This window comes from Archaeoglobus fulgidus DSM 4304 (assembly GCF_000008665.1).
GTDB classification, from domain to species: domain Archaea; phylum Halobacteriota; class Archaeoglobi; order Archaeoglobales; family Archaeoglobaceae; genus Archaeoglobus; species Archaeoglobus fulgidus.
Genome location: NC_000917.1, coordinates 778242 through 794716 on the forward strand (window position 1 = coordinate 778242; position 16475 = coordinate 794716).

The following is a 16475-nucleotide window of genomic DNA, read 5'->3' on the forward strand; positions in this document are numbered from 1 at the left end:
GAAAATAATCAGGCGGTGATGGGATGAAGTTAAAACTTCTACTGGTTATTTCAATTATTGTTGTTCTCTCCTCCACCTCCCAGGCAGCAACAATAACAATTCTTCACACCAACGACGAGCATTCCGCATTAATCCCATACCACGGAAAAGGGGGGTTTGCGAAGCTTGCCTACTTAGTGAAAGAGCTGGAAAAAGATAAGCAGAACGTAATTCTCGTTTCGGCGGGGGATTACATCGGTGGAACTCCCTTTTCGTGGCTGATAGCAGAAGGCTACTCACCTGAGATTTCAATAATGCAGAAAGTAGGCTACGACGTCGTCACAATAGGAAATCACGAGTTCGATTATACCTCAAAGGCCCTTCAAGGCTACCTGCAGAACGTGACGATACCGGTGGTGGCGACAAATGTTCATGCTGAGGGGCCGCTTGGAGAGGTTCTAAAAAAGCACTACATCGCCAACGTTGGCGGGGTTAAGGTCGGTTTCATCGGAATACTTGGCGTTGATGCTCAGAGAAAGGTGTATTCCCACGAAAACGTCACCTTTGAAGACCCTGTTGTTGCAGCTAAAGAGGCTGTTGAAGATCTTGTGAGAGAGGGAGCGGAGGTTATCATCGCTCTGTCTCACTCAGGAATCGATGAGGACCTCGTTCTTGCAGAGGAGGTGCCTGAAATAGACGTCATCATAGCAGGCCACGACCACAGGGTGCTCGAAGAACCGATTGTCACCCCCGGAGGGACAGTAATCGTGGAAACCGGAGACAGTCTCAGATATCTGGGTGTTCTGGAGATTGAATACGAAGATGAAGTTAAGCTCAAAAGCTACAGCCTTTTGGAAATCAACGACAGCATTCCTGACGACCCCGAAGTAGGTTTGATGGTTCAAAACTACGTTGAAAAGCTGAATGCCTTTGTGAAGGAAAGAAGTGGGTTTAACAGCATTTTCGAAACGGTGGTGAGATCGGACTTCAGCCTGACCACTCAGAAGTTCAGGGAGTCAAACCTGGGTGACTTCATAACCGACGCCATGCGCTTCGCTGTTGAGAAGGCTACGGGTGAGAAAGCAGATATTGCAGTCTTCGCCAACGGGGAGATTAGAGGTAACATCACTCCGGTTAATGGCGAAATTTCCCTTTACAACCTCCTTGTTCCCGTAAGCCTTGGAGTGGGGAGCGACGGCAGTGCAGGCTATTCCCTGGTTAGCTTCTACCTCACGGGGGATGAAATATACAAAGTTCTCGAAATTGCGGTATTGCTACAGAAATTCTACGGTGATGACTTTTTTCTGCAGTTTTCAGGCTTGAGGGTTTACTACAACCCCGACAATGCCCTGATAGATCTTCCTTTTATCGACAAGAAAATCCCCACCGTTCTTCTTCCCGGAAACCTGGGAGCGGTGGTGAAGGCCGAAACCTCGGAGGGTGAAATTGAGCGTGACAAACTTTACAGAGTCGTTACCGACAACTACATCCTCTCCTTCCTCCCCAAGGTTGCGGAAGTTCTGCCGCAGCTCACAGTTGTGCCGAAGGACAAGCATGGAAATGCAATACCTCCTGAAAGGTTCGGCGAGCTTGTTATAAAGGCCAATGGAAGGGAGGTGAAGGTCTGGGAGGCCGTGGTTGATTACGCTCGCTCAATGGGGAAGATAGACGATAGGTACAAAAATGCCAACAACCGAATCAACGAGGTGTGGAGCTTTCCTGCTGTGGGCTATATATTAGCACCTATTGCTGTCGCAGCAGCGGTGGTTGCAGCGGTGGCAATAAGAAAAAGAGGCTAAAAGCTCAAGGATTGAAATCGCAGAGACAAAACCTAAACTGAACCACAAACTTTATATACCGGATAAGTAATTATTTTTCATTACATAACGGAGGTGGTAGCATCGTACGAGATAGAGTTTATCGGGGAAGGAGAAGTTGCAGGCATTTTGAGGGAAGCTCTGAGAACGGATAGCAGGGTTGAGAGCTTCGAGGAGTTCGAAAGAGGGTTCAAGCTGAGGTTGGTTGGTGCGAAAAGGAGGATAACGATAGTCTGCAAGGGAAGCGTTCAAAGCGACGATTGTTTGCTAATCGTGAATGCGAGAAAAATGCCTGAGAACGGAGGAATTGCGTTAAACGCGGATAAAATTGCGGAAAGGTGCGGAAGTAAGCCTGAAATTGCAATGCTCGGAGCGATAGCAAAGCTGGGAGTTGTGGACCTGAAACGTCTGATGAGCGTGATATACAGAGAAATGGGCTACGGGGACGTGTTAGCGGTCAAAAAGGGGTTTGAGGCGACTAATATTTAATTTTATTTTTATTTCATTATGTTTGATACTCGTGCGAACTTAGAGGTTAATGATGCAATTGGTTTTCAGAAACTCCTGCAAGTTTCATTTTTGTGACAATCCTGCCAATCGTCTTTATCACCAAAAAATACCGGGCCCGCCGGGAATTGAACCCGGGTCGGAGGTTCCGGAGACCTCCAGGATATCCACTACCCCACGGGCCCCCAAATTATACCCTCCCTTTCAAGGATGAATTTTGCCCACTTAAGCTTTTTCAGCTTGACAGGGTTATCAGCTTTCTCAAAATCAAAGCCGTAGAGTCTTATTCTCCTCGCCCCGAACTTCTTTGCCAGCAATGCAGCCCTGTCTCCATCTGTGAAGCCACCAAAGTTGTAGATTCTGTCGAAAGGTGTGCTCTGAGTCGTTCCCACAAATCTTTGCACTACTGGAACAACCCTCTTTATCCTTTCCACATTGTCCCCATGAGCGTGCAGAACAAGAATGCATCCCCTCTCCTCCAAACTTGCCAAGATTTTCTCATCCTCCTCCATGTCGGTTACATGAATATGCGGAACGAAATTGACCTTGTTTACGGCCTTTCCTGCCGTAATTACTACCTCCTCTCTGATACTCTCACCCTCATAAGCCCCACCGATTACCGCCACGCTTTTCCCCCTTATGAATTCAAGAACAGAGCTTTCAAGCAGCCTGTCCCCAGCCAGCTCCTTCATCAGCCTTGCAGCCCTCTCATCCTCTTCCCTGCTGAATCCGAAATCCCTGAGAATTTGCTCGTAAATCTCCATCCACTCTTCAAGATTCAGCTTCCCACCTCCAGAATCTCGCTCTCCTCTACCGCTTTCCTTTCAAGTTCCTCAAAACCCTCGTATTTAACGACGTCTTCAATTTTCGCCCTTGTCTCGGGATGCTGGGCAACCATGAAGCTGCAGCAGTCCTCGTAGGGAAGAATGGAAATCTCGTAAGTTTCAATTCTCTTTGCAATGGCAACAATCTCCTCCTTGTCCATTCCTATCAGTGGTGGAAGAACCGCAAGCTTTGAGGCTGAGTAAATGACATTGATGTTGTCGAGCGTCTGGCTCGCAACCTGAGAGAGGCTGTCTCCCGTGACTACGGCCTTACATCCCTCCTTTTCTGCAATAAGGTTGGCCATTCTCATCATGCTCCTTCTGTAAACAACCATCCTCAGCTTGGGCGGAACCCTGTTGATTATCTCAAACTGCACCTCCTTAAACGGCACCATGTAAAGCTTAATTTTTCCTTGGTACTCAGCAAGCTTCTCAGCAAGCATCCTTATCTTCTCCCTCACCTTTGGGGAGTGCATGGTCTGGTTGAAGAAGTGGACAGCCACCACCTCACAGCCCCTCTTCATCGCCATAAATGCAGCAACGGGACTGTCTATCCCTCCTGAAATGAGAGCAACAACTTTTCCGGCAACACCAACCGGCAGGCCACCAATCCCCTCGTACCTCTTCGAGTAAACGTAAGCCTCCTTTTCGCAGATTTCAATCCAAACTGTTACGTCAGGATTCGTTAAATCGACCTTCTTTCCCGTCTTTTCCACAATGAACGCTCCAACTTTTCTGTTGACTTCAACGGAGTTCATTGGGAAGTTTTTGTTGCTTCTCGAAGTATCAACCTTGAAGGTTTTGAAGCTTTCGGGCAGCACACTTAAAGCTGCCTTTTTAATTGATTCAAGGTTGAGTTCGGTTTTAAACCCAACACCAAAATACCTTATTCCTGGAATTTTCGCCATCCTGCTTTCCAGACCTTCTCTGTACTCCACCTCTATTCTCCCGTATTTTCTTCTAACCCTCATGCCGGTGGCCCTTTTTATTGCCTCAATCAACTTCCTCTCGAAAAACTCCCTGTTTTTGCCCTTGATACCAATCTCACCGTAGTGAACCACTGCCACCTTTTCCATCATTCAATGTTGTTGAGGCGATATTTAAGCGAAAGGATTATAACTGAGAAGAAACATGATTGGGTATGGCAAAGTATCAGTGCACGATTTGCGGATACGTTTACGATGAAGCTGAAGGGGATCCGGAAAGTGACGTTTCTCCAGGTACGAAATGGGAAGACTTGCCTGATGACTGGGTCTGTCCTGTTTGCGGTGCGACAAAGGACCAGTTCGAGAAAATCGAGTAATTTCTCCTATTTTTAAGCTAATTTATCAAACAAAATCGTTAAATATTTTCTCCACAATACTCACTATAATGAACTTAATCATTTCAAACGAGGAATCGCATTACCTTCCGGGCTGGAAAATAATTCTGAGCATGGAGGAATTCAGCAAAGTTCTGCATTTCAGCATAGAAGAGGCTAAAATCAACCTTGAAATCGACTGGGCTGAAGCTGCTGAACTGAGTGCTGAGATAAAGAGGAAAAATCCTGCTTGCAAAGTCGAGTTCTTTGAGTCAGATAAGGGCGAGTTTTCCTTTCTTAAAAGTTTTCTTGAGAGAATAAAGTATCCTGCAGTGATCGGAAGGTTTGTGGGTGAAGAACCCGTAATTGTCTACGCCAATCAGTCCTTTGTAGACTTGTTCGTCAATAATGGAAGTTTTATTGTGGGCGATTACCTCGATAAACTTGTTGTACCACCTGAGAATCATGAAGAGGCCTTAGATTTGAACAGAAGAGTTAAAGAGGGTGAAGTGGTGTTTGTTGAGGTTAAGAGAGCTACAAAGACTGGAGAGAGATATTTTGAGCTAACCGCCCTCCCCTTTTCCAGAAAGTATGCAGTTGCTATTTACAGAGACATCACAAAGAGAAGAGAGGCCATGCAGAAAATAGTTGAGTCTGAGAGGAAGTATAGGGGTGTTTTCGACACATCCTTCGAGCCCATGGTCCTTCTCGATGGTAGTTTCAGCATTATTGAGGTCAATAAGGCTTTTGAAGAGGAGTTTGGTGTAAGTGGTGAAGAGCTTAAAGGGAAAAATATACGGGAAATTCTGGATATCGACCCCTCACTTGAAGAATCCGAGATTGAAGCTTTGGTCGGGGGAAGAAGAAAAATAATGGTTTATCGAATAAAAAAGATTAACTCTGAGATTCTGCTCAGCATTAAAGACATTACTGAGTTTGAGGCAACAAGCAGACTGCTCAGGGCAATTACCTACGCCAACGACCTTATTGTCAGAGTGGATGACAGAGAGGAGCTTTTTGAGCAATCCGTTAAGCTTCTGGCCGACATAGGCAAGGAAAGCTCCTGCTGGATAGGCATGCTTTCAAATGGAGAAATAACAAAGGTTTACTGCGAGGGTTGCTGCTGTGCAGTTGAGATTACAACTTATCCAAAATGCTTTGAGGAGGTTCTCAGGAAGAAGAAAGCCATCATTGTCTCTGCAGAGGATAGAGACGAGGACTGCCCCTTTTACACCAAGAAGCCAAGGCTTTGCTGCATCATTGCTCCTCTCATAATAAACGGTGATGTGATAGGCTTTAACGTTCTGCACTCTCCAACTGAGTTCTCTGAGGAAATGAAGGAGTTTTTTGAGTCCGTAACCAACAACATAGCAATAAAGGCCAAAGCAATTGAAGCCGATAAAGCTAAGAAAATTGCCTTCAAGCAAATTGAGGACAACATCATCAAGCTTGCGGGGAATCAACAATGAAGCAGGATGAGCAGGAGATTGAGTGGTATAAGGCATTGGTGGATAATTCGTCCGAAATACTGATGATCATCGACGAATATGGAAACATAAAGTACATTTCTCCTTCTGTGAAGGATATTGCGGGATATGACAGTGATTCGCTCATAGGAGTTAATACCTTCATTTTTGCCCATCCCGACGAGGTTGACTACATATTTTCCAAACTTCAGTTTTTGCTCGAAAACCCAGGAGTTCCAGAGTTCATCGAGTTCAGGGCTTTGCATAAAGACGGGCACTGGGTGGAAGTGGAAGCAATGGGCAAAAACCTCCTTCACACGCCAGTTAAGGGAATTGTAGTTACAATGAGGGACGTGAGCAAAATCAAAAAGCTCGAAAAAGAGCTTAGAAGGCTGGCAGAGAACGTTCCCTTTGGAATTATTGTTTTGGGTGATGGTGGGATTATATACTCCAACAAAGAGGCCGAAAGGATTCTCGGATATAGCAGGGAAGATTTTCCGTCTTTGGAGGAAATCTCATCCAAAATTGAAGGAGAGAAAGGCAGCTTCATTTCAAAGATGAAGAGAAAGGATGGTAAGGAAATCTGGCTCAGTGTGAGATACATTGAGACGGAGTGGATGGGAGAGAAAGCCTACCTTGTAGCCTTCTCAGACATAACCGAAAACCTGTTACTCCAGAAAAGGCTTGAGAGCAGAACAACACTCCTCAAAACCATCAACAGAATTCTCCGCCACGATTTGATAAACGACTTAACTGCAGCCCTTGGAATGCTTGAAGTTTACAGGGATTTAAGGGAGGAGAGCCTTCTTTCTACAGTTGAAAGAAGATTGAATGATGCTGTAAAGCTGATAAAGAGGATGAGAGAGCTTGAAGTTCTCTCTGAAGATGGAAAGGAGCTGAAGGAGATTAGAATCTCCGAAATTGTTGGGGAATTGAGGGGAAAATACGACATTCAGATATCACTTCAGGGAGATGCTGTGGTGGAGGCTGATGATGCCCTTTTCTCTGTTTTCGACAACCTGATAAGAAATGCTGTCGTCCACGGAAACGCCTCCCTTGTTGAGATTAAATGCACTCAGAAAGATGGACTTTGCGAGATAGTGGTTGAGGACGACGGCTCTGGAATTCCTGAGGACAAGCTGCAGAAGGTGTTTGAGAGAGGTGTAAAATTCGGAAAGGGTGGGGCGATGGGTCTGGGGCTGTTCTTGGTTAAAAAGCTAATTGAAAGGTATGGTGGTAATGTCAGGGCTGAGCCCTCCTCCAAGGGTGCAAGGTTCGTTATACAGCTTAGGGGTAGAGTTACTTAATCTGAAAGTAATTGCAATTTTGAGCAAAAAATTTATTAATGATTTTTTGGTTAAATTAGATTGGAGGTGATAGCCAAGAGGGGGAAGAAGAGCAGAGGCTAATACTGTGTCGTCGGCTCTATTTCGCCGGCGACACTCTTCTTCACCATTTCTTTCGCCTCTTCTATGCTGTAGTTTCCAAGCAGCCACATGAGCTTTATTAGGGCGACTTCTGGAAGCATGTCCTCTCCCTCTATTACTCCTGCCCTCAGAATGTCCCTTCCGGTGTCGTAAACTCTATCGCAGACCCTCCCCCAGAGGCACTGGGAGGTCATCACAACAACGGAGTCCTCGCAAACTCTTCTTAGCGTGTCAATCCAATCAGTAGAAACGTGGCCCAATCCAGTCCCCTCGATAACAAATCCCCTGTAACCCTTGGAGTGGTAGTATTCGAGGATGTCGCTGCTCAGCCCGGGGAAGAACTTGATGAGGACTACTTTCCTCTCAAGCCTGTCCGTAAGCTTCAACTCCCTCTCACCCCTGCGGTAACGCCAAGAAAGCCACTCAACGCTGAGCGAGGGGTAGTCGATTCTGCCTATGGGCTTTGCGTTTACAGACTGAAAGGCATCCCTTCTGGAGGTGTGGTTCTTCCTTACTTTCACACCGCGGTGGACTAAGCAGTAATCATCACTTGTCGAGCCGTGCATGCAAACCACCACCTCGCCAATGTCCTCTGTTGCTGCCTTCGCAGCACACAGCAAGTTCATCGCAGCATCGCTGCTGGGCCTGTCGGAGCTTCTCTGGGCACCAACAAAAACCACGGGCTTTGGTGTTGAGAGCATAAATGAAAGCGCAGCAGCGGAGAAGTGCATTGTATCGGTGCCGTGGGTGATTATTACTCCCTCATGGTCTTTTAAAGCTTTGTAGACGTGCCTTGCAAGCTCAATCCAATTCTCTGGCTTCATATTCTCGCTCAGAATGTTGTAAAGCAGCTCGGCATCAACATTGCAGATTTCGGTTAGCTCAGGCACTTCCGAGGCTATTTCCTCCGCTGTGAACTGGCTTGTTACCGCTCCGGTTCTGTAATCAACCTTGCTGGCTATAGTGCCTCCCGTTGAGATAATCTTGACATCCGGCAATCCCTCCCTCTTAACCAGTTCAGGAAGATGGGGTTCGAAGGGTTCAACCTCAAGGACTTCGAGAAGCTCGTACTCCTTAAATCCAACATTGTAGCCATTATCAAGCTTCAGGACAAAGTTTCCGGTAAAGGAGGGCATCACTATGCCTTCAAAAATCTTTCCCTTTGCCTTTATTCTGACTCTCTTGCCTTCAAGCCTTTCAGACATTGATATCCACCCCCAGCTTTTTGGCCTCATCGTAAAGCATTTTAAGCCCCATTTTAACCTCTCCCCTAAGCTTCCTTAACAAAGTTTTCCTGTCTTTCAGATCGCTTTTCCTCGCTTTTATCATTCTCTCCACCTCAGCCTTGCTCGTCCCTCCCAGATTTCCCCTGTTCTCCACGACCTTCTCAACGTCCAGAGCTTCAAGCACGTCTTCATCTCTGACGTTTATTTCAACACCAAGTTCTTTAGCTGCCGAATTAACATCGGATGCTGTAGGCCTCTCCAGCTCCTTTGCAGCCAACCTCCCAACAATGCGATGCGCCATCCTGAAGGGAACGCCGTACTTCATTACGAGCATGTCTGCAAGCTCGGTTGCGGTGGCAAACCCCTTTGAGGCTTTTCTTTCCGTAATCTCAGGGTTGAACTTTATTTTACCCATCATTGAGGCAAAAACCTCCACAGCCAAGTGCGTTCTTTTCAGAGATTCGTAGAGCAGGGGATTCATCTCCTGAAAGTCCCTGTTGTAGCTGAAGGGTGTCGCCTTGTAAATCATCATTGCTGACGTTAAATTCCCCGCAATTTTTCCCGCATTGGCTCTCAAAAGTTCTGCAATGTCAGGATTCTTTTTCTGAGGCATGATGGAGGACGTTGACGAAAACTCATCAGGTAAGGTGATGAAGCCGAATTCTGACGAAAACAGGACAATTTCCTCGGCAATTCTGCTGATTGAAAGCATTGCCTCGGCCGCCACAAAAATGGACTCAATAACGAAGTCCCTCGACGCCACTGCATCCTCGCTGTGCTCAACGACTCCGTCAAATCCCAGCAACCTTGCAGCGTAGACTCTGTCAAGGCTGTATCCCGTGGACGCGAAGGCAGCGGAACCGAGAGGTGATTTGTTCACTCTCCTGAACGCCTCTATTGCCCTCTCAAAGTCTCTTGAGAGCATATCGTGATAAGCGAGAAGGTGATGCGACAGCCTCGTTGGCTGCGCATACTGGAGATGCGTGAATCCGGGCATCAGAAAGTGGGACTTCTCGGCCTTCTTAATCAAAACATCCAGCGCGTTGAGGATTGCCTCTGCGAGATTCAGCAGGTGGTCTCTCGCGAACATTCTCAGGCAGGTTGCAACCTCATCGTTTCTGCTCCTTCCCGTGTGCATTTTTGCACCGTGAGGGGTTATCTTCGTCACCTCTGCCTCAATGGCTTCGTGAACGTCTTCGTAGGGCCAATCTTCCCTAAATCCAGAATCCTTTACCTTTTTCAGAGCCAAAATTATCTCCTTTGCTTCTTCTTCGCTTAAGTAGCCTCCCTTCTTGAGAGTCAGGACGTGGGCAACGTCAACGAGAATATCGTACAGGAAGATATTTTTATCGTGCTCGATTGAAGAGGAGAGCTTCAGAGCCTTTGGGTCCATGCCTTTCTTCATCCTGCTTTCTCTCAGCATGCACTCAGTTTGTGCAGAGGTTATTAATTCTTACCGCAAATGTATTTATGTTTTGGAGATGATGGCAGAGCATGAAGTACAGAATAGTCAGGATAGAGCTTAAAAGTGACGATGAAGTTACGCTTTACCTGAAATCGGCCAGCAGGAAGCCGGGCGTTATGGCCAAAGCCGATTTCAGCGATCCGGTCAAGGTAATCGAATTCGGACTGCAGATGGGGATGGACCTGGCGAGGAGGATAGAGGAACTCATGCAGTTCGACGCCTTTCTCACCGTTCCCTACGATTACTACAGCATGAACGAGTTGAAGGTCGGAGACGTGGTTGAGGTTGAAGTGAGGCTGGCTGAGAGGTAGGCGAAAGTGATATATATCTACTCTCTTTAAGTCAATCCTAAGCTCCGGTGGTGTAGCCCGGCCAATCATTCCGGCCTTTCGAGGTTTCGCCGAAGAGAGCCGGCGACCCGGGTTCAAATCCCGGCCGGAGCATTATCCTTTTGTGCTTGGAAACTCACACAAAAAATTAAAAGTCAATGCAGTTCTTGACAGCCTCCTCTCTGCTGCTCAAGTCCATCAAAAACCGCAGGGTAATGAGGGCGGCCGTTGGTGAGCCTCCGCCGTGGAATGCTCCCACCAGGTGGGATGAAGTAGTCCAAAATTCGATGAACTTCACGATTTTAAGTCTCTGCTCCGCGGTAAATTTCTCGCTTGCCCGGAGGAAGTCCCCAACCATTTCAAGGTCAAATTCTGAAGGAGAGGTGCCTATAATCCCTCCCGAAATGTCTATCAGGTTCATCAGAGCTTTGGCGAACCCCTCTACACCTATAACCTTCCCGGAATTTGCCATCTGAAAGTTGGGCAACCAGCAGCCGTTGTGATTTGCCCCCTTCACCGCAGCACCGACGGAGATTGCAAAGGCACCCTCGCTGACTGCAACCATCTCAGCCACTTTCTGCTGCAAAGCTGAAACGTTCTCAAGACCGCTCGTCTTTAGCATTAGACTCGCTGCACCGGCCATCGAGTCGATAAACCCTGCCTTGCACGCTGCCCCCACACACCTGTGAGAGGGTGCGAAGTAGCTGACCACGTCCCTCGCCGCCTTCAAGTCCTCAAAAACGAAAACCCTTTCCCACGGTATGAAGACGTCGTCAAACACAACCATGCAGGTTGTTCTGTCTCCGTACTTATTTCCTGCCTCAAACTTTCCCCCTTCGCGCTGCTTCGCCTGAATTCCAGTGTTCTGAAGGATATACTTTATCCCCTCGTCCTCGGGCATGGCGGCAAAAACGACAGCGAATTCCTCCTCTCCTGGACGGAAGGTCTGAGTTGGTAAGACGAAGTTGACGTCTGCCGCAAAGGCACCGCTCTGGCAAATCTTAGCTCCTCTGACCACTATCCCATCTTCTCTCTTCTCAACCACACGAAGGTACTTGTCCTTTTGCTCCGAGGGCCTCTTTCCCCTATCCCCCTTAACATCCGTCAGCGCGGCGGTGCAGGCATAATCCTTCTTCTGGATCTCTTTGAGCAGTTCCAAAAACCTCCTGTGATAGTCCGTTCCCTCCCTCTCGTCAAGCGCCTTTGTTGCCGGGTAAATGGCGTTAATTGCATCACAACCGGTGCATCGGTAGTTGCAGGTTGCAAGCTTTAGGCTTAGCTCTCTCTGATAATCATATCTCGCAATCAGGTCTTCAAAAGTTTGGTTAACGTAGTTCAGCCTGTTTACCTTCTCTCCAACAAGCTCGGAGTGTGGAGCGTACTTTTCCGCTATGCTGTAGGTATAGGCCATTGCCTCAACCGTCGGCCTTATATTCGGATGGTTTACGAAATCCTCAATTTTCTTTCCGAGAACGTAGATATCCCTTTTGTATTCACCCAACCTCTCTATGTATTCCTCCGGCTTTAAAAGCATAGTTCCACCTCAATCAATCCTGATAGAATTTCTTTTTTAAAAGCATTTCTATTTGTACATCATTATGGCTTCCAAAATTGTCGATTCTATGTGGTGGGGAAGGGGGATAATTCCGTCAAAATCGCTCCTGCTCAAATGGTTTAAAGCAAGGATTGCCGCGGAAAAGGTCCTGTCCATCACCTCAATCGGTGTTCCGCTACCGAGGGCGAGGTTTGCCGCATAACCGTCAGCGACCAAGAAATACCTTTTCCCGGCTATCTCGTACTCCTTAACCAGGCCGTAGTCTTTGATAAGCTCACCTGCAGGCTCAATTTCCATCTCAGCACCCATGTTCAGAATAATGCTCCCATCAGAGATTTCTTCAAGCTCCTCTTTACCGAGAACACCTTTAACTCCGGTGCACGTTACCACCACTTCCGCGGTAAAATCTTTCTCGACTCTGAATCCCTCATAAAGAGCTTCAATCTGCCTCGTTTCGTCATTGTCCCAAACGGCTACATCACAGCCTACAGACTTCAGGAGTCTCGCACAACCTCTCCCAACTCTGCCAAAACCCAGAATAAGGGCCTTTTTTCCCGGCAAAAACACGTTCAGCCTTAGCAACGCATCGAGCAAACCAAAAGCCGTCCCATGTGTGTTCTCTCCAGTGCCCTTTAACGTCGAGGAGTCAAGCGATATTGCTTTCATCCTAACATCCATCTTTCGCAGGTACTCCTCGCCGGTTTTCGTGAGCTCCACAACCTTAAGCCTTTCCTTCCCGCTTTTTACCGCCACTCTCGAAAGCACCGCTGCACAATCAAGGAAGTACTCAGCATTAACAACGTCCCTTTTCATCTTCACCTCAACACCCTTCTCCTTCAACCAACTAACAACCTCAGGTTTCGTTGAAAAATCGTCGAGCTTTGCAGCATAGACGTTGGTGTACCTGGAAAGCTCGTAAATTAGACAAGCGGACTTGTATTCGAGAGGAATGCAGATAGCCAGCTCATCCACCTCAATGTCCCTGGCAAATTTCCTGACGAGCTTCATTCTTCTGTGATACCAATCAACAGATATCACGATACAGTTTCTGCAGCAAAATATTTCAACTTATTGAAAGACTCAGAGATAAACCGACCTTCAGGCTGAGGTGATAGCCTTTGGAAACTCTGCTCGAAATGAGGAACATAGTTAAGCGATTCGGCAGCCTTGTTGCCAACGACCACATCAACTTCGAAGTAAAAAGGGGCGAGATTCACGGACTTCTGGGTGAAAACGGAGCGGGTAAAACGACTTTAATGAATATTCTCTACGGAATTTACCAGCCGGATGAGGGAGAAATAATCTTCGAGGGTAAAAAGGTGAGATTCAAAAGTCCGAAAGATGCCATCTCAGCCGGTATAGGGATGGTCCATCAGCATTTCATGCTTGTTCCGAGGATGAACGTACTTCAAAACATAGTTCTCGGTTATCGCACTCCCTCTGACCCCCTAATAAACCACAGGTGGGTTGAGGAAAGAATTGAACGTCTCTCCGAAAAGTACGGGATTGACGTGGCGCTTTACGAGGTCATTATGAACTTGAGCGTTGGAGAGGAGCAGAGGGTCGAAATTTTGAAGGCTCTCTTCCGTGACGTTAAGCTTCTCATCCTCGACGAGCCGACAGCTGTTCTCACACCTCAGGAGGTTGACAGCCTTTTTTACGCTCTGAAATCCATGACGAAGAGTGGTCTTACAATTATTTTCATAACTCACAAGCTAAAGGAGGCTCTTAAGGTCACGGACAGGATAACCGTCTTGAGAAGAGGGAGAAAGGTGGGAACTGTCATAACTTCTGAAACAAACGAAAGAGAGCTTACCAGGATGATGGTTGGTCGGGACATAGTGCTTGATATTACAAAACCGCCTTCAACGCCCGGCAGAGAAGTCCTCAGGGTCGAGGATTTGTGGGTTAGGGACGAAAGGGGAAATTACGCTGTGAAGGGTGTGAGCTTCTCAATAAGAGAGGGAGAGATTTTTGGGATTGCCGGAGTTTCGGGCAACGGACAGAAAGAGCTCGAAGAGGCTATAGCGGGACTGAGAAAGGTTGAGAGGGGCAGAATCATTCTTGACGGAAAGGATATAACAGCCAAAGGCGTGGCGGAAAGAGAGGACATAGCATACATACCCGAAGACAGGATAGGCGTCGGGTTGGCACCCTCTCTTTCCGTTCTGGAAAACCTTATGCTGAAGGACTTTAAAAAGTACAAAAAGCGCTTCTCCCTGAACTTCGAAGAAATGGAAAAGAGAGCGATGAGCCTCGTTGAGGAATTCTCTGTAAAAACTCCATCTTTGCACTCTCCGGCAGGAACGCTTTCTGGTGGAAATATCCAGAGGCTGATTCTCGCAAGAGAGCTTTCAAGAAATCCCAGATTGATCATAGCCTCCCAACCAACAAGGGGACTTGACGTTGCCGGCATAGACTACGTGAGAAGGAGGCTTATAGAGGCGGCGATGAGGGGGTCTGCAGTCCTTCTGATTTCCGAAGATCTGGATGAGATTTTCCAGCTCAGCGACAGAATAGGGGTTATGTACGAGGGTGAGATAAGGGGAATCGTGGACAGGAAAAATGCCAACTACGAGAAAATTGGTTACCTGATGGCGGGAGGTTTGGAGGTCGCAGCATGAGGGACATAGTAACTCCAGTCATTTCCGTAGCCGCATCCCTCGTCCTGGTGGGGATTTTACTCGCCGCCATAGGGATAAATCCCCTCGAAGCGTACGCTGTGATGTTCACAAGGTCCTTCACATCCAAATTCGGTCTCGCGGAGCTGTGCGTGAAAACAACACCTCTGATACTCACCGGCTTGGCGGTGGCAATTCCACTAAGAGCGGGGCTATGGAACATCGGCGCGGAAGGGCAGCTTTACATGGGTGCCTTCGCCGCAAGCGTTGTGGCCCTTTACTCCAACCTTCCGGGATACGCGATGCTCCCGGCAATGTTTGCTGTGGGAGCTTTGTTCGGGATGGGCTGGGCGGCAATTCCGGCTGTTTTGAAGGCAAAATTCGACCTCAACGAGATAATTTCCACACTCCTTCTTAACTACGTCGCCATATACTGGGTGGAGTACATGGTTTACGGCCCTATGAGGGGCAAGGAGGTTTACAACTTCCCGTACACAGACCTTTTTCCCGATGCCGCAACACTTCCAAGGTTCTTCGGAACTCGCTTCCACCTTGGGTTCTTCATTGCTGTCGTCATTGCCTTGGTAATTTACTACATCATCAGGAAGACGGATTTTGGCTTCTCCCTCAAGGTTGTCGGAGCGAATCCGAGGGCTGCTGAATACGCGGGGATAAGCAGGCAGAAAATGGTAATATACTCCATGCTTCTCGGCGGAATGCTCGCAGGAATAGCGGGGATGATTGAGGTGAGCGGTATTCAGCTAAGACTGAGGCCCTCAATCTCCACCGGATACGGGTACGCGGGAATTCCCGTTGCTCTTCTCGCTTCCGGAAATCCGCTGCTCGTCATGCTCTCCGCAGCGCTGTTTGGCTTTCTGTACGTTGGTGGCTCAGCGCTCCAGACCACCTACTCTGTGCCAGTTGCTATAGTCTACGTATTTCAGTCATTGATAGTTCTGTTCATAATAGGCGGGCAATCGCTAAGGAGGAGGGATTAAGATGGTGGACCCAAGCTTCTTGGCCTCGCTGCTGGCTTCCTCGATTAGGGCCGGTACACCACTGCTTTACGCAACGCTGGGTGAGATTCTTACCGAGAGAAGCGGAATTCTTAACCTCGGACTTGAGGGGATAATGATTACCGGAGCCTTTACCGGATTTGCCGTAAGCCTCGCGACCGGCAGCCCATGGCTCGGAGTTCTCTGCGGTGGGCTTGCCGGAATGGCTCTCGCCTTCGTGCATGCGTTCTTTTCCATAACGCTGAGAGCCAACCAGTCCATAACCGGATTGATGCTGGTTCTTCTCGGTCTCGGCATAACGGGATTTCTGGGGAGAAACTACATAGGGGAAGTTGCGTTCTACATCGATCCAGTAAAGATTCCCGTCTTGTCAGACATTCCTTACATCGGAGAAATTCTTTTCAGTCACGATCCGCTGGCTTATCTCGCAATAATTCTCGCAGCAATTATGTGGTTCATCCTTTTCAGGACGAGGTACGGTTTGGAGATAATTGCAGCCGGAGAGAAACCGGAGGCTGCTGACAGCATGGGTGTTAACGTTGACAGAGTGAGGTACCTGAGCACGCTTTTAGGAGGCTTTCTCGTTGGGATTGGAGGGGCGTATCTCAGCCTCGCCTACGCGAAGCTGTGGACGGAGGGGATGACCGCAGGAAGGGGATGGATCTGCTTAGCTTTAGTTATCTTCAGCGGATGGATGCCGCAGAGAGCAGTTTTTGGTGCCTACCTCTTCGGAGGTCTTGACGTGCTGTCCTTCAAGCTCCAGGCGACGGGAATAGAGGTGTCGTACCACCTCATGAAAATGGTCCCCTACGTCGTCACGATAGTAGTGCTGCTGTTCAGTGTCGTGAGAAAAAGGGCTGCCTTTGGAGCGCCTGCAGCACTTGGAATACCGTATGTCAGGGGGAGGAAAGAGTAAAGTTTATTTCTTTTGGCATTTGGCAGA

General features: G+C 47.9%; 15 protein-coding genes and 2 tRNA genes. 10 read left to right on the top strand and 7 right to left on the bottom strand.

Going from position 1 to position 16475, the window contains the following annotated elements; all coding sequences use genetic code 11:
- The first annotated feature begins 23 nt into the window (after window positions 1-23).
- Together AF_RS04440 and AF_RS04445 are read left to right on the top strand one after the other, a co-directional pair.
- Complete coding sequence (locus AF_RS04440; RefSeq protein ID WP_010878377.1) at window positions 24-1778, top strand: bifunctional metallophosphatase/5'-nucleotidase; 1755 nt, start codon at window positions 24-26, stop codon at window positions 1776-1778.
- Between the two features lie 93 nt (window positions 1779-1871).
- Window positions 1872-2285 (top strand): hypothetical protein, encoded by a 414-nt coding sequence (locus AF_RS04445; RefSeq protein ID WP_010878378.1) that lies wholly within the window; start codon window positions 1872-1874, stop codon window positions 2283-2285.
- Between the two features lie 131 nt (window positions 2286-2416).
- On the opposite strand, the gene AF_RS04450 is transcribed toward AF_RS04445, so the two are convergent.
- The 3 genes from AF_RS04450 to thiI form a co-directional block, all read right to left on the bottom strand.
- Window positions 2417-2488: transfer RNA gene (locus AF_RS04450), tRNA-Arg, on the bottom strand.
- The gene (locus AF_RS12640; RefSeq protein WP_010878379.1) at window positions 2474-3067 is read right to left on the bottom strand and encodes a 6-hydroxymethylpterin diphosphokinase MptE-like protein; all 594 of its coding nucleotides are present in this window, start codon (window positions 3065-3067) and stop codon (window positions 2474-2476) included. Before AF_RS12640 ends, AF_RS04450 begins: the two co-directional genes overlap by 15 nt.
- A gap of 14 nt (window positions 3068-3081) precedes the next feature.
- Window positions 3082-4206 carry a tRNA uracil 4-sulfurtransferase ThiI gene (thiI, locus tag AF_RS04455; RefSeq protein WP_010878380.1) on the bottom strand — a complete coding sequence of 375 codons (1125 nt, stop codon included), beginning with the start codon at window positions 4204-4206 and terminating at the stop codon, window positions 3082-3084.
- Between the two features lie 62 nt (window positions 4207-4268).
- Between thiI and rd the strand changes: the two genes are divergently transcribed.
- The 3 genes from rd to AF_RS04470 all read left to right on the top strand — a co-directional run bounded on the left by rd (window position 4269) and on the right by AF_RS04470 (window position 7200).
- Window positions 4269-4430, top strand: coding sequence for a rubredoxin (gene rd, locus AF_RS04460; protein WP_010878381.1), 162 nt, complete (start codon window positions 4269-4271; stop codon window positions 4428-4430).
- A gap of 68 nt (window positions 4431-4498) precedes the next feature.
- Entirely contained in the window at window positions 4499-5896 is a 1398-nt protein-coding gene (locus tag AF_RS04465; protein WP_048064304.1) for a PAS domain S-box protein, read from the top strand.
- Window positions 5893-7200 (top strand): sensor histidine kinase, encoded by a 1308-nt coding sequence (locus AF_RS04470; protein WP_048064305.1) that lies wholly within the window; start codon window positions 5893-5895, stop codon window positions 7198-7200. The genes AF_RS04465 and AF_RS04470 overlap by 4 nt, the downstream gene beginning before the upstream one ends.
- 98 nt (window positions 7201-7298) lie before the next feature.
- Here AF_RS04470 and gatD read toward each other — a convergent pair whose 3' ends face one another.
- Both gatD and argH read right to left on the bottom strand, forming a co-directional pair.
- Window positions 7299-8525, bottom strand: a complete 1227-nt coding sequence (gene gatD, locus AF_RS04475; RefSeq protein WP_244372807.1) for a Glu-tRNA(Gln) amidotransferase subunit GatD — start codon at window positions 8523-8525, stop codon at window positions 7299-7301.
- Window positions 8518-9969: an argininosuccinate lyase gene (gene argH / locus AF_RS04480; protein ID WP_010878383.1), complete on the bottom strand. Its 1452-nt coding sequence runs from the start codon at window positions 9967-9969 to the stop codon at window positions 8518-8520. The genes gatD and argH overlap by 8 nt, the downstream gene beginning before the upstream one ends.
- 71 nt (window positions 9970-10040) lie before the next feature.
- On the opposite strand from argH, the gene AF_RS04485 reads away from it, so the two are divergent.
- Both AF_RS04485 and AF_RS04490 read left to right on the top strand, forming a co-directional pair.
- Complete coding sequence (locus tag AF_RS04485) at window positions 10041-10322, top strand: hypothetical protein (protein WP_010878384.1); 282 nt, start codon at window positions 10041-10043, stop codon at window positions 10320-10322.
- Window positions 10323-10363: 41 nt separating this feature from the next.
- A tRNA-Glu gene (locus AF_RS04490) sits at window positions 10364-10454 on the top strand.
- Between the two features lie 34 nt (window positions 10455-10488).
- Here AF_RS04490 and AF_RS04495 read toward each other — a convergent pair.
- Both AF_RS04495 and AF_RS04500 read right to left on the bottom strand, forming a co-directional pair.
- Complete coding sequence (locus AF_RS04495; RefSeq protein ID WP_010878385.1) at window positions 10489-11874, bottom strand: 4-hydroxyphenylacetate 3-hydroxylase family protein; 1386 nt, start codon at window positions 11872-11874, stop codon at window positions 10489-10491.
- 48 nt (window positions 11875-11922) lie between these two features.
- On the bottom strand, window positions 11923-12933 hold the full coding sequence (locus AF_RS04500) for an adenosylhomocysteinase (RefSeq protein WP_086975767.1): 1011 nt from the start codon (window positions 12931-12933) through the stop codon (window positions 11923-11925).
- A 98-nt stretch (window positions 12934-13031) separates the two neighbouring features.
- Here AF_RS04500 and AF_RS04505 point away from each other — a divergent pair, with 98 nt between their 5' ends.
- The 3 genes from AF_RS04505 to AF_RS04515 are packed head-to-tail and all read left to right on the top strand — an operon-like array spanning window position 13032 to window position 16448.
- Entirely contained in the window at window positions 13032-14519 is a 1488-nt protein-coding gene (locus AF_RS04505) for an ABC transporter ATP-binding protein (protein ID WP_010878387.1), read from the top strand.
- A complete protein-coding gene (locus tag AF_RS04510) occupies window positions 14516-15514 on the top strand; it encodes an ABC transporter permease (protein WP_010878388.1) in 999 nt (332 codons plus the stop codon). Before AF_RS04505 ends, AF_RS04510 begins: the two co-directional genes overlap by 4 nt.
- A gap of 1 nt (window position 15515) precedes the next feature.
- Window positions 15516-16448 carry an ABC transporter permease gene (locus tag AF_RS04515; RefSeq protein WP_010878389.1) on the top strand — a complete coding sequence of 311 codons (933 nt, stop codon included), beginning with the start codon at window positions 15516-15518 and terminating at the stop codon, window positions 16446-16448.
- Window positions 16449-16475 lie beyond the last annotated feature (27 nt).